Consider the following 12,641-nt stretch of genomic DNA (forward strand, 5'->3'; position numbering starts at 1 on the left):
ACTGTTGCGCCCGTGAAACGTCGGACTTTGGTCGTCAACGGGGTACTCGTCGTCCTGCTCGGGGCGGCGGCTTTCGGGATATATCAGGCATTCACCCCGGCCACGAATACCGCGCAGGCTCAGACCCGCAGCTCGCCGGTCCAGCGCGGGACGGTCACCGAGACCGTCTCCGCGGCGGGCACGATCGCGAGCGGGTACAGCGGTTCGGCGAACTTCGGCACCTCCGGCAAGGTCACCTCGATCAGCGTCTCGGTCGGCGATCTGGTCAGCACGGGCCAGAAGCTCGCGACCGTCGACAGCGCGACCGCGAGCAAGCAGCTGCAGGTCGCGAAGGCCAACCTCGCGGTGGCGAACGAGAACCTGGCCGACGCGGACACGTCCAACGGCCAGAGCACGACCGCGTTGCAGGCCAAGGTCGACCAGGCCCAGCTGGACGTCGAGACCGCGCAGAACGCCGTCAACGCCACCGTGCTGACCTCGCCGGGCTCCGGCACGGTCACCGCGATCAACGGGACCGTGGGGCAGCAGGTCGGATCGTCCGGCAGCCAGCAGCAGGCGACCTCGGGCGCGGGCTCCGGCTCGGGCAACAACGGCCAGTCGTCGAGCAACTCCTCGTCGAGCAGCAGCAGTAGCAGCGCGTTCATCACGATCACCGACATGTCGAACCTGGTGGTCAACACCTCCGTCGCCGAAATCGACGCCTCGAAGGTCAAGGCGGGCCAGAAGGCGACCGTGACCATCAACGCGCTGCCGAACGCGCCCGTCCAGGCCACCGTCAGCAAGATCGACCTGACCCCGACGGCCAGCGGAAACGTTGTGGCGTATGGCACTCAGCTCGCCCTCACCAGCCCGCCCGAAGGCTTGCGGCCGGGACAGTCCGCGAGCGTCGTGATCACCGTCGCCGAGGCCGACGACGTGCTGAGTGTGCCGGCGGCTGCCGTGACGACGGCCGGGAACGTGAGCACGGTCGTGGTCGAGGACGCCGCGGGGCAGACGTCGACCAAGACCATTCAGCTCGGCGTGCGCGGCGAGTCCACTGTGGAGGTCAAGTCCGGGCTGACCGAGGGCGATCGCGTGGTCGTCACCGCGGCGTCGCCCGGCGCGACGAACAACGGGCGCACCGGCGGATTCGGTGGCACGGGTGGCTTCGGCGGCAACGGCGGCCAGCGCCCGGCAGGCGGCGTGCCAGGCGGAACCGGTGGCCGAGGATGAGGCCGGTCATCGCGGTTTCGGGACTGCGTAAGACATACGGCGCGGGCGACACGGCCGTGCACGCGCTGCGGGGCGTCGATCTCGCGGTGATGCCAGGCGAATACGTCGCGATCATGGGTGCGTCCGGCTCCGGAAAGTCGACGCTGCTGAACATGCTCGGCTGCCTCGACGTGCCGACTTCGGGGGAGTACGAACTCGACGGCTTCCCGGTCAGTGAACTCAACGAGCGTCAGCTTTCCTTGCTGCGCAACAGGAAGATCGGCTTCATCTTCCAGTCGTTCAACCTCGTGCCGCGCACCTCCGCACTGTCCAATGTGGAACTTCCACTGGTGTACGCGGGGCTCCGGCGTGCCGCCCGGCGGGAACGTGCCTTGGCCGCGTTGGAGATGGTCGGCCTGTCTGATCGCGCGAAACACCTGCCCAGTGAGCTTTCCGGCGGTCAGCAGCAACGCGTCGCGGTCGCCCGCGCGCTCGTCACCGGGCCCGCGATGCTGCTCGCCGACGAGCCGACCGGCAACCTCGACCGGGCCAGCACCGCCGAGGTGCTCGGCGTGTTCGACCGGCTCAACGCGCTGGGCCGCACGGTCGTGGTGATCACGCACGAGGACGAGGTCGCCGAGCACGCGCACCGGGTGATCCGGGTCAGCGACGGCGTGATCGTCTCGGATCTGCTGGCAGGCGTCGCGTGAACTTCCTGGAGATCATGCGCTTCGCGGTCCGCGGGCTGACCGCGAACAAGCTGCGCTCGGCGCTGACCACGCTCGGCATCACCATCGGCGTCGCCGCGGTGATCCTGCTGGTCGCGGTCGGCAACGGCGCCTCGGCGTCGATCACGGCCAGCATCCAAGGGCTCGGCACCAACGTGCTCAACGTCGCGCCGGCGCGCGGGCAGGGTTCGGCGGCGCGGCCGCTGACGACGCAGGACGCGCACGCGCTGGTCGACCCGATCGGCGCGCCGGACGTCAAAGCCGCTTCGCCGGTCGTGAGTACCTCCGCGACCGCGACCTTCGGGCAGACGACCTACGACCTGTCGTCGGTCACCGGCACCGAGCCCGCGTACTTCACCACGACGAACCGGGCCGTCGCGAGCGGCGCGCTGTTCACCGCCGAGGACGTGACGGCCGCGCGCAAGGTGGTCGTGCTCGGGCCGACCGCGGCCCAGTCGATCTTCGGCACCACCGACCCGGTGGGACAGCGCGTGCTGCTCAACAGCATCCAGTTCACCGTGATCGGCGTGCTGCAGGCGAAGGGCGCGACCGGGCTGCAGAACGCGGACGACGTCGCCATCGCGCCGCTCACGGCCGTGCAGAACTCGCTGACCGGCTACGGGAACCTCAACCAGATCGCGGTGCAGGCGACCACGGCCGACTCGGTCTCGCTCGCGCAGGCCGAGGTGACGGCGATCCTCAACGCGCGCCACGGCGTCGTCGCCGGGCGCAACCCGGACTTCCAGATCCAGAACTCCGAGCAGCTGCTGGCGACACGTACTTCGGCGACGGAGACGTTCACGGTGCTGCTGGCCGCGGTGGCCGCGATCTCGCTGCTGGTAGGCGGGATCGGGGTCACCAACATCATGCTGGTCACGGTCACCGAGCGGATCAGGGAGATCGGCATCCGCAAGGCGATCGGGGCGCCGAAGTCGGCGATCCTCGGCCAGTTCCTCGCCGAGGCGACCATGCTCAGCCTCTTCGGCGGGCTGCTCGGCGTCGCGATCGGCGTGCTCGGCAGCCGGTTCACCATCGCCGGGATCACCCCGGTCGTGGTGCCGTCGTCGATCGTGCTCGCCTTCGCGGTTTCCGCGCTCATCGGGCTGTTCTTCGGTAGTTACCCCGCGAATCGGGCCGCTTCGCTGCGGCCGATCGACGCTCTCAGGCACGAGTAGGAGCCATGACCCAACCCACTCCGGAAGAAATCGTCGCCAGCCCGGCCGTCACCGGTGACCTGGACCAGGAGATGAAGGCGGTGGCCAAGCCGTTCGGCAAGGCCACGCTCATCCTCGGCGGGATACTCGTGATCGCGGTCGCGTTCGGCGGCGGCGCCTGGACGCACTCCGCGCTGGCGGGGTCCTCGACGCCGGCGCGGGGCGGTGGCGGGCAGGCGCGGCCGACCGGTCAAGCCCAGACGCCCGGTGGCCAAGGGCGTCAGGGCGGCTTCGGCCGCGGCGGCACGGCGGGCACCGTCGAACGCGTCGACGGCACGACCGTCTACGTGAAGACCATGCAGGGCGCGGAGGTCGCGGTGTCCACTTCGGACTCCACGACGGTGAACGTGACCCAGCCCGGCAAGCTGACCGACCTGAAGACCGGCGCGACCGTGCTCGTCCAGGGGCAGGCCGGCGCGGACGGCAAGGTCCAGGCGCAGTCCATCACCCAGCAGCCCGCCCGCTCCGGAGGCTGACCGGGTTTGCGAGACTGGCCGGGTGACTTCTGAAGTCGATCAGTCCAAGGCATGGTTCGAGCGGGCGAAGGCTGCCACGCCTGGCGGGGTCAACTCCCCGGTCAGGGCGTTCAACTCGGTCGGCGGCACGCCCCGGTTCATGGTGCGCGGCCAGGGCCCGTACCTGTGGGACGCCGACGGCAGCCGCTACGTCGACCTGGTGTCGTCGTGGGGCCCGATGATCCTCGGGCACGCGCACCCGGACGTCGTCGCGGCCACGCAGGGCGCGGCGAACTCGGGGCTGTCGTTCGGCACGCCGACCATCGGCGAGGTCGAGCTGGCCGAGGAGCTGATCTCGCGGGTGCGGCCCGTCGAGCGCGTCCGCCTGGTCAACTCCGGCACCGAGGCCACGATGAGCGCGATCCGGCTGGCCCGCGGGTTCACCGGCCGCTCGAAGATCATCAAGTTCGCCGGCTGTTACCACGGTCACGTCGACGCGCTGCTCGCCGAAGCCGGTTCCGGACTGGCCACGCTGGGCCTGCCGACCTCGCCGGGCGTCACCGGCGCGCAGGCGTCGGACACGATCGTGCTGCCGTACAACGACCTCGCCGCGGTGCGGAAGTCGTTCGAGGACAACAAGGGCGAGATCGCCGCGGTGATCACCGAAGCGGCCGCGGGCAACATGGGCGCCGTCGCGCCGATCGACGGCTTCAACGCGGGCCTGCGTGAGATCACGCGGGAGAACGACGCGCTGCTGATCATGGACGAGGTGATGACCGGCTTCCGCGTCTCGCGCGCCGGTTGGTTCGACATCGACGGCGTCGCGGGCGACCTCTACACGTTCGGCAAGGTCATGTCCGGCGGCCTGCCCGCCGCGGCGTTCGGCGGCCGCGCCGACGTCATGGCCAAGCTCGCGCCGTCCGGCCCCGTTTATCAAGCGGGCACGCTGTCAGGGAACCCTGTCGCCGTCGCTGCCGGGCTCGCGACTCTGCGCGCGGCCGGCCCCGAGGTCTACGCGAAGCTGAACGAGAACGCTTCGCGTCTCGGAAACCTCTTCGGCGCTGCTCTGACCGAGGCGGGTGTCACGCACCGAGTCCAGTTCGCTGGCAACCTGGTGAGCGTGTTCTTCACCGAGTCCGAGGTCATCGACTACGAAGGCGCGAAGGCTGCCGAGACCTGGCGCTTCCCGGCGTTCTTCCACGCGCTGCTCGACGCGGGCGTCTACGCGCCTCCTAGCGCTTACGAAGCATGGTTCGTCAACGCCGCACTGGACGACGAAGGGTTCGAAGTGATCGAGAACGCACTGCCCGCCGCCGCCCGCGCGGCCGCCGCGGCGGTGAAGCCATGACGACCGTCGTCCACATGCTTCGCCACGGCGAGGTCCACAACCCCGAGAAGATCCTCTACGGCCGTCTCCCCGGTTTCCGGCTGTCCGAGCGCGGCCAGCGGCAGGCGCTCACGGTCGCGGAGGCCGTCGCCGGCCACGACATCGTGCACGTCGTCGCGTCCCCGCTGCAGCGCGCGCAGGAGACCGCCGCGCCCATCGCCGGCGCGCACCGCCTCGACGTCGCGACCGACGAGCGCCTGATCGAGGCCGACAACCAGTTCGAGGGCAAGCGCGTCGCGGTCGGCGACGGCGCGCTCCGCCAGCCCCAGCACTGGAGCAAGCTCCGCGACCCGTTCACCCCGTCCTGGGGCGAGCCGTACGTCGAGATCGCGCACCGCATGCTCGGCGCCGTCTACCGTGCCCGCGCCGCCGCCGACGGCCACGAGGCGCTGTGCGTGTCACACCAGCTGCCGATCTGGACCTTGCGCCGGTTCCTGGAGGCCAAGCGCCTCTGGCACGACCCCCGCAAGCGCCAGTGCTCCCTGGCCTCGTTGACCTCGCTGGTCTTCGAGGGCGAAGAGCTGGTCCGCATCGTCTACAGCGAGCCCGCGGGTGCGACCGACCCCAAGGTGACCGGCGCATGAAACGCGTCCTGGTGCTCGCCCTGTTCCTGCTCGCCGGCTGCACCGGCGGCAAGGACGCGGTCTCCCAGGGCAGCAGCTTCTCGTTCGTCGCACCCGGCGGCAAGGTCGACATCACGTATCCGGTCGCCGAGCGCCAGAAAGCACCCGCGCTGTCGGCCGACGACCTGATGAACGAGGGCAAACAACTCTCGTCCGCCGACTTCCCCGGCAAAGTGGTCGTGCTCAACCTGTGGGGCCAGTGGTGCGGCCCTTGTCGCAGCGAAGCCCCTGAGCTTGAGAAGGCTTACCTGGAGACGAAGGACTCAGGCGTCCAGCTGCTGGGGATCGACGTGAAGGACCCGGACCGCTCGGCGGCCCAGGACTTCATGCGCGACCGCGGCCTGACGTACCCGTCCCTGTACGACCCGGCCGGGCGCTCCCTGCTCCAGCTCTCCGGCTACCCGCGCAACGTGATCCCGTCGACGATCGTGCTGGACAAACAGCACCGGGTCGCCGCCGTCTACCTGCGCGAACTCCTGGCCTCGGACATCACCCCCCTGCTGAAGTCCCTCGCCGCCGAGTAGCTCGTTTTTGCCCGAAAGTGGCTTTCGTCAGATCGCATCTGACGAAAGCCACTTTCGGGCTTTCACGACCAGCTGTGTCGGCGGCCACCCCGGATCGCGCGAAGGTGGCGCTCACAACCTCTAAAAGCCAGCCAGTAATCGGACAAAAGTGGCTTAATGGTGCAAATAATGAAGACTTGGGTCCTTTGTGGACGCGTGCACGGTGCCGCTGGCCTGTGGGCAAGTCGCTCCTCGTGAAACCCGAGTTTGGGCCATTGGATTGCTTGAAATCGGGTTTCGCATGTCCGCGATGCCGACTTGGTCGAGACCCTGACGCTCCACGTTGCGTGGCGCTCACGTGACTCCGGCTCGTGCTTCCGGTGGGAAGCTGGACGTGACGAACGGGGCTTATGTCACGTTGAGCGTTACACAAGTGGCTTTTGTGTGGATCAGCCGAAGCCGAAGCTGGTCAATGCCAGCTCTCCGACCGCCCGGAAGCCGGGGATCCGTACGTGGGACCCGGGCGGTTCACAGGAAGCTCACTCTTTAGGCTGGTCAGGTGAGCAACCTGACCGAGCTGGCGATGAGCGGGCCGTTGCTGCTCGCCGCCGGGGTGGCGCTGCTCGCCGGGATGGTTTCGTTCGCTTCGCCGTGTGTGGTTCCGCTGGTGCCGGGGTACCTCGCGTACCTGGCCGCGCTGGTCGGGGCTGACGCGCCCGCGGTGAGCGCGGACGAGGAGCGCAAGAAGGGCCGGTACGCGGTCGTCGGCGCGGCCGGGTTGTTCGTGCTCGGGTTCACCGTGGTGTTCGTGGGGACCATGGGGACGCTGGTCTGGCTCGCGGACGTCCTGCTGGTGAACGAGGACGTGCTGCAGCGGGTCGGCGGGGTGGTGACCATCGCGATGGCGCTGGTGTTCCTCGGCTGGATTCCGTGGCTGCAGAAGGAAGTCCGGTCGCACAAGGTGCCGCGCGGCGGGCTGTGGGGCGCGCCGGTGCTGGGTGCTGTTTTCGGGCTCGGGTGGACGCCTTGTCTCGGGCCGACGCTGTCCGGGGTGTTCTCGATCGCGACGGCGACCGGGGGCACGGCGGTGCGCGGGGTCGCGCTGGCGTTGATCTACTGCGTGGGGCTCGGGGTGCCGTTCCTGCTGATCGCGTTCGGGGCGCGGTGGGCCGTGCGGGCCACCGACTGGGTGCGGCGGCATGGGCGGCACGTGCAGATCTTCGGCGGGGTGCTGCTGCTGATCGTCGGGGTGCTGCTGGTGACCGGGCTGTGGGGCGAGCTGATCGGTGTACTGAGGAATTCCGTTGTCTCCAACACGAAGTTGCCACTGTGACCACGACTGAAGAGCGGCCTGCCTACTCGGCGCCGAAGCTCGCGTTCCTCCGCAACGCCTGGCGTGGGCTCACGTCGATGCGTACCGCGCTGGTGCTGCTGTTCCTGCTCGCGCTCGCGGCGCTGCCTGGCGCCTTGCTGCCGCAGCGCACGCTCAACGCGCCCAAGACCGAGGCGTACATCACCGCGCACGGCTGGTGGGGTGCGCTGCTCGACCGCGCGCAGTTCTTCGAGGTGTACGGCAGCGTCTGGTTTTCGGCGATCTACCTGCTGCTGATGATCTCGCTCGTCGGCTGCCTGACGCCGCGCAGCTTCGAGTACGTGAAGTCGATGCGGGCGAAGCCGGTGCTGACGCCGCGCAATCTCGCGCGGATGCCGCACTACACGCGGTTCGTCACCGAGCGGACGCCGGACGAGGTGTTCGCCGACAGCCGGAAACGGTTGGGGCGCTGGCGGATCGCCGAGCACGGCGACAGTCTCTCCGCCGAGAAGGGCTATCTGCGCGAGACCGGGAACCTGGTGTTCCACTTCGGGATGCTCGGGCTGATCGTGTTCTTCGCGCTGGGCAAGATGTTCGGCTACGAGGGCCAGGTCATCGTGCAGGCCAACGGGAAAGACCAGTTCTGCAACTCCGGCATCTACGCCTACGACGCCTTCAACGCCGGCCTGCGTGTCGACGGGACCGACCTGAATCCCTTCTGTGTCAAGGTGAACGACTTCACCGCGAAGTACACCGACATCGGCCAGCCGATCCAGTACTCGGCGGACGTCGAATACCAGACCGCGGGTGACCTGAGCACCTGGAAGCCTTACCGCCTCGAGGTCAACTCGCCGCTGCGCACCGGCGGCGAGCGGCTTTACCTGCTCGGGTACGGGTATTCGCCGACGTTCACCGTCACCTACCCCGACGGCACCAGCCGCACGCAGACCATCCAGTGGCGGCCGGTGAACGAGCAGACCAAGCTCTCCGAGGGCGCGACCAAGTTCGACCCGCCTGGCATCACCGACCCGGCCGTGCGGCGCACCAAGCAGCTCGCGATCACCGGGCTGCTCGCGCCGACCGCGTTCCTGCACGGCAACGTGCTCACCTCGGCGCGGCCGGAGCTGGACAAGCCCGCCGTCGCCATCGACGTGCTGCGCGGCGACATCGGCACCGACAACGGCAAGGGGCAGTCGATCTTCGAGGTCGACCAGTCGCTGATCAACGACGGCAGGCTGAAGAAGGTCGCGCGCAAGAACCTCGAAGTCGGCCAGGACGTGGCGCTCGACGACGGCACCAAGATCCGCTTCGACGGCGCCCGCCCGTGGGTCTCGCTGCAGGTCTCGCACGACCCGACGCAGGGCTACGTGCTCGTCTGCGCGATCGCCATGCTGCTCGGTCTCGGCGCGTCTTTGCTGGTCAAGCGGCGGCGGGTGTGGGTACGGGCGACACCGGGCGGCGAGGGCGAGGCAGGTACCGTGGTCGAGGTCGCCGGGCTCGCCCGCACCGACCAAGCGGGCTACGGCGAGGAGTTCACCCGGATCACCCGGGAGTTGGGTAAGGGGTCCTGAGCATGCCGATCAACGAGACGCTGTCGCAGTACAGCGACTGGTCGTACACCACGGCGGCGGCGATTTACGTGCTGGCGCTGGTGTTCTTCCTCATCGAGCAGTCGTTCGGCGCCAAGGGCCGTGCCGCCGCCGAGCGCGCGAAGCAGAAGGTGCTGGTCGGCGCCGGTGGCCCGTCGGTCACCGAGACCCCCGGTGTGATCTCCACCCCGCCGCAGACCGGCCGCGCGGAGCGGATCGGGCGGATGGGCGCCGCGCTCCTCGTGCTCGGCGCGCTGCTGCACCTGAGCGCGATCGTGCTGCGCGGGCTCGCGACGCACCGCGCGCCGTGGGGCAACATGTACGAGTACGGCATGGCGACCATGTTCGTCGCGGTCGTCACCTGGCTGGTGGTGATCAAGAAGTTCCCGGTGCGGCACCTGTCGGGGTTCATGCTGCTGCCGGTCGTGATCCTGATGTTCGTCAACGGCACGATGCTGTACACGATCGCCGCGCCGGTCCAGCCCGCGCTGCAGTCGTACTGGCTGATCATCCACGTCTCCGCGGCCATCCTGTCCTCCGGCGCGTTCCTGGTGCCCGGGGTGGCCAGCGTGCTCTACCTGTTCCGGACCGCGCACGACAGCAACCCGGCGAAGTTCCCCAAGTTCGGCCCGAAGCTGCCCGAGGCCGACGTGCTCGACCGGATCGCGTACCGGACGACGATCATCTGCTTCCCGATCTTCACCTTCGGCGTGCTCTGCGGCGCCGTCTGGGCCGAGGCCGCGTGGGGCCGGTTCTGGGGCTGGGACCCCAAGGAGACAGTCGCCTTCATCGCCTGGGTCATCTACGCCGCGTACCTGCACTCCCGCGCGACCGCCGGCTGGCGCGGCAAGCGCGCCGCGGTGATCAACGTGGTCGGCTTCTCGGCGACCGTCTTCAACCTGTTCTTCGTCAACCTGGTCACGGCGGGGCTGCACTCCTACGCCGGGGTCGGCTGATGATCCACCTCACGCCCGGCTACCGTGCGTGGGTAAGGCGTTCAAGGTAAGCGGGAGGAACACACCGGTGACCGGACCCAGCGAAGAGCCGACCCAGGGGCCCGCCGAACCGGCAGAGTCCACCTCGGCGGAACCGATGTTCTCCGAGGACCGGACCGACTCCACGCCGCACCCGAACTCCGGCGGTTACCAGGTCAACCCGGCCACCTCAGGCCCGCACCAGGTCAATCCCAGCAGCTCGGGACCGCACCAGGTCAACCCGAACATGTCCGGGCCCTACCAGGTGAACCCCAACGTCTCCGGCCCGTACCCGGTGCCGCAGTACGACCAGAACCTGCCGCCGTTGCACCCGCAGGCCCAGGCGCAGCAGTACCAGCAGCAGCCCGGTCAGCTGCCGCAGCCGCAGCACGGGCGGCACGCCATGAACGGCGGCGCCGACCTGTCCACCGCGCACCTGGTCAAGCAGGTCAAGCGCCGCCCGCAGTCGGGCTGGCGCAAGGCGGTCTACGTCGGCTCCGGCAAGCTGATCAACCCGGGTGAGAGCCCGGCGGACACGAAGCGTCGCGAGCTGATCGGCCGGGTCAACCAGCCGCTGCGTGGCTGCTACAAGATCGCGATGCTGAGCCTCAAGGGCGGCGTCGGCAAGACCACCACCACCACCACGCTCGGCTCGACGTTCGCCTCGCTGCGCGGTGACCGCGTGGTCGCCGTCGACGCGAACCCCGACCGCGGCACGCTGTCGCAGAAGATCCCGATCGAGACCACCGCGACCGTGCGGCACCTGCTGCGCGACGCGGACCGGATCACCCGCTACAGCGACGTCCGCTCGTACACCTCGCAGGGCTCCAGCAGGCTTGAGATCCTCGCCAGCGAGCAGGATCCGGCCGTGTCGGAGGCGTTCTCCGAGGAGGACTACCGGCGCACGGTCAACCTGCTTGAGCACTTCTACAACATCGTGCTCACCGACTGCGGCACCGGCTTGATGCACTCGGCGATGAAGGGCGTCCTCGACGTCGCGGACTCGCTGGTGATCGTCTCGTCCGGTTCGGTGGACGGCGCGCGCAGCGCTTCGGCGACGCTGGACTGGCTGGAGGCGCACGGCTACGGCGAGCTGGTCAAACGCTCGGTCGCGGTGATCAACTCGGTGCGTCCCAAGGGCGGCTCCGTCGACCTGGACAAGCTCTCCGCGCACTTCGGCGCGCGGGTGCGCGCGGTGTGCCGCATCCCGTTCGACCCGCACCTCGAAGAGGGCGCGGAGATCGAGCTGGACCGGCTGAACCCGGACACCAGGCTCGGGCTGCTCGAACTGGCCGCGACCGTCGCGGACGGCTTCGCGGGCCCCCAGCAGCAGTACCGCTGAGCCGGGATAAAGCCCGCTTTACTCCCGGGAGTAAAGCCCGCTTTATCCCGGGGTGATGCTCACCCTTCGTCGTCCCCGCGCTTGCGCTGCTGCTCACCGAGCTTGCGCAGGAAGTCGGGGTCGTCGTCGGGTGCGATCGTGCGGGGCCTGCTGGCCACGCCGACCCGCTCGGCGCCGAACGCTCGCCACAACAGGACGGCGACGGTGACAGCACCGATCAACGCGAGCAGGAAGAACACCATTTCGCCCGCTCCCTTCCGTATACCCCCGAGGGTAACCCAGGAAAGCCACAAAGGGCCGCGAGCGTGGCCGCCCAGACGGCCCCTGGCGGCACCGCGGGATTGCCCAAGTACAAACCCGGTACTAGGGCAATCCCGCGGCACCGCCAGGAACCGTCTGGGTATGCACTCACTCAAGAGCCGAACAGTGCGGCTCAGATCTTGCGGGTGGGCTCGCTCGCGTCGGTGGTGAGCTCGGCCAGTAGCTCGTTGACCTCGGACTCGCGGAACCTCCGGTGGCCCCCAGGGGTCCGGATGGAGCCGATGCGGCCGGCGGTCGCCCACCGGGTCACGGTCTTCGGGTCGACTCGGAACAACGCGGCGACTTCGCCCGGCGTGAGGAGTCGTCCTCCCATGGTCGCGGTCATTTTCCGCCTCCTTAACGACTTCGCTGCTATACCGGGGGCAGAACAGGCTGCTCGCCTGCCTTCGCCGGGTGCTAACACGGCAATCGTTGCATCTCACCCGTCAGGTACTCGAACGGTTGTCCAAGAGTAAAGAGCCCTTAAAGGATAAATCGGTCATGTCGTGAGCTTTGACATGGCCCATAGGGTGGGTCGGTGGATTCCCTGGATCGGAAGATCATCGCGGCGCTGCGGGTCAACGGACGAGCGACTTATGCCGACCTCGGCAGATCCGTGGGGCTGTCCGCGTCGTCGGTGCACGAGCGGGTCGGGAAGCTCGAAGCCGCCGGCGTCATCACCGGCTACCACGCCGTCGTGAACCCCAGCGCCGTCGGACTCGGCGTCACCGCGCTGGTCGGCATCCAGCCGACCGACACGGCGGAGGACGACGACGTCGCCGAGGCGCTCAGCCAGCTCGACGAGGTCGAAAGCTGCTACGCCGTGGCAGGCGACGAGGCCTTCGTGGTCAAGGTGCGGGTTTCGACCGTGGACGACCTGGAACGCGCGCTCAGCAGGCTGCGCCGGATCGCCGGGGTCGCACGCACGCGCACGACGGTCGTGCTGTCCACCCGGTTCGAGGGCAGGGCGAACAACGCCAGCCTCGACAGCCCGAGCGTGAACAGCGGCGCGTAACCTGCTGG

At 68.9% G+C, this 12,641-nt stretch carries 14 protein-coding genes; 12 read left to right on the top strand and 2 right to left on the bottom strand.

Annotated features, from left to right (window positions below):
• Positions 1 to 12 precede the first annotated feature (12 nt).
• The 11 genes from AB5J62_RS01460 to AB5J62_RS01510 all read left to right on the top strand — a co-directional run bounded on the left by AB5J62_RS01460 (position 13) and on the right by AB5J62_RS01510 (position 11,318).
• Complete coding sequence (locus AB5J62_RS01460) at positions 13 to 1,212, top strand: efflux RND transporter periplasmic adaptor subunit (protein ID WP_370946289.1); 1,200 nt, start codon at positions 13 to 15, stop codon at positions 1,210 to 1,212.
• Positions 1,209 to 1,901, top strand: a complete 693-nt coding sequence (locus AB5J62_RS01465; protein ID WP_370946290.1) for an ABC transporter ATP-binding protein — start codon at positions 1,209 to 1,211, stop codon at positions 1,899 to 1,901. The genes AB5J62_RS01460 and AB5J62_RS01465 overlap by 4 nt, the downstream gene beginning before the upstream one ends.
• Positions 1,898 to 3,094, top strand: a complete 1,197-nt coding sequence (locus AB5J62_RS01470) for an ABC transporter permease (protein ID WP_370946291.1) — start codon at positions 1,898 to 1,900, stop codon at positions 3,092 to 3,094. Before AB5J62_RS01465 ends, AB5J62_RS01470 begins: the two co-directional genes overlap by 4 nt.
• Positions 3,095 to 3,099: 5 nt before the next feature.
• Positions 3,100 to 3,609 carry a hypothetical protein gene (locus AB5J62_RS01475; RefSeq protein ID WP_370946292.1) on the top strand — a complete coding sequence of 170 codons (510 nt, stop codon included), beginning with the start codon at positions 3,100 to 3,102 and terminating at the stop codon, positions 3,607 to 3,609.
• 22 nt (positions 3,610 to 3,631) lie between these two features.
• Complete coding sequence (gene hemL, locus AB5J62_RS01480) at positions 3,632 to 4,936, top strand: glutamate-1-semialdehyde 2,1-aminomutase (protein WP_370946293.1); 1,305 nt, start codon at positions 3,632 to 3,634, stop codon at positions 4,934 to 4,936.
• On the top strand, positions 4,933 to 5,559 hold the full coding sequence (locus AB5J62_RS01485) for a histidine phosphatase family protein (RefSeq protein ID WP_370946294.1): 627 nt from the start codon (positions 4,933 to 4,935) through the stop codon (positions 5,557 to 5,559). Before hemL ends, AB5J62_RS01485 begins: the two co-directional genes overlap by 4 nt.
• The gene (locus AB5J62_RS01490; protein ID WP_370946295.1) at positions 5,556 to 6,122 is read left to right on the top strand and encodes a TlpA family protein disulfide reductase; all 567 of its coding nucleotides are present in this window, start codon (positions 5,556 to 5,558) and stop codon (positions 6,120 to 6,122) included. The genes AB5J62_RS01485 and AB5J62_RS01490 overlap by 4 nt, the downstream gene beginning before the upstream one ends.
• Before the next feature lie 538 nt (positions 6,123 to 6,660).
• Entirely contained in the window at positions 6,661 to 7,434 is a 774-nt protein-coding gene (locus AB5J62_RS01495) for a cytochrome c biogenesis CcdA family protein (protein ID WP_370946296.1), read from the top strand.
• The gene (locus AB5J62_RS01500) at positions 7,431 to 8,984 is read left to right on the top strand and encodes a cytochrome c biogenesis protein ResB (protein WP_370946297.1); all 1,554 of its coding nucleotides are present in this window, start codon (positions 7,431 to 7,433) and stop codon (positions 8,982 to 8,984) included. Before AB5J62_RS01495 ends, AB5J62_RS01500 begins: the two co-directional genes overlap by 4 nt.
• 2 nt (positions 8,985 to 8,986) lie before the next feature.
• Entirely contained in the window at positions 8,987 to 9,958 is a 972-nt protein-coding gene (gene ccsB, locus AB5J62_RS01505) for a c-type cytochrome biogenesis protein CcsB (RefSeq protein WP_370946298.1), read from the top strand.
• A 67-nt stretch (positions 9,959 to 10,025) separates the two neighbouring features.
• Positions 10,026 to 11,318 (top strand): AAA family ATPase, encoded by a 1,293-nt coding sequence (locus AB5J62_RS01510; protein WP_370946299.1) that lies wholly within the window; start codon positions 10,026 to 10,028, stop codon positions 11,316 to 11,318.
• A gap of 59 nt (positions 11,319 to 11,377) precedes the next feature.
• Here the strand turns inward: AB5J62_RS01510 and AB5J62_RS01515 are convergent, their stop codons facing one another.
• Both AB5J62_RS01515 and AB5J62_RS01520 read right to left on the bottom strand, forming a co-directional pair.
• Positions 11,378 to 11,557: a hypothetical protein gene (locus AB5J62_RS01515; protein WP_091294192.1), complete on the bottom strand. Its 180-nt coding sequence runs from the start codon at positions 11,555 to 11,557 to the stop codon at positions 11,378 to 11,380.
• A 194-nt stretch (positions 11,558 to 11,751) separates the two neighbouring features.
• Entirely contained in the window at positions 11,752 to 11,964 is a 213-nt protein-coding gene (locus AB5J62_RS01520; RefSeq protein ID WP_037366226.1) for a BldC family transcriptional regulator, read from the bottom strand.
• Positions 11,965 to 12,156: 192 nt separating this feature from the next.
• Between AB5J62_RS01520 and AB5J62_RS01525 the strand changes: the two genes are divergently transcribed.
• Positions 12,157 to 12,633, top strand: a complete 477-nt coding sequence (locus AB5J62_RS01525) for an Lrp/AsnC family transcriptional regulator (RefSeq protein ID WP_176968836.1) — start codon at positions 12,157 to 12,159, stop codon at positions 12,631 to 12,633.
• Positions 12,634 to 12,641: the final 8 nt, after the last annotated feature.

Source organism: Amycolatopsis sp. cg5, assembly GCF_041346955.1.
Taxonomy (GTDB): Bacteria; Actinomycetota; Actinomycetes; order Mycobacteriales; family Pseudonocardiaceae; genus Amycolatopsis.

Bases quoted from the DNA above. Each gene is read 5' to 3' on its own strand.
- AB5J62_RS01465 (WP_370946290.1), top strand. From the start codon at position 1,209: ATGAGGCCGGTCATCGCGGTTTCGGGACTGCGTAAGACATACGGCGCG.
- AB5J62_RS01490 (WP_370946295.1), top strand. From the start codon at position 5,556: ATGAAACGCGTCCTGGTGCTCGCCCTGTTCCTGCTCGCCGGCTGCACC.
- AB5J62_RS01485 (WP_370946294.1), top strand. From the start codon at position 4,933: ATGACGACCGTCGTCCACATGCTTCGCCACGGCGAGGTCCACAACCCC.
- AB5J62_RS01520 (WP_037366226.1), bottom strand. From the start codon at position 11,964: ATGACCGCGACCATGGGAGGACGACTCCTCACGCCGGGCGAAGTCGCC.
- AB5J62_RS01475 (WP_370946292.1), top strand. From the start codon at position 3,100: ATGACCCAACCCACTCCGGAAGAAATCGTCGCCAGCCCGGCCGTCACC.
- ccsB (WP_370946298.1), top strand. From the start codon at position 8,987: ATGCCGATCAACGAGACGCTGTCGCAGTACAGCGACTGGTCGTACACC.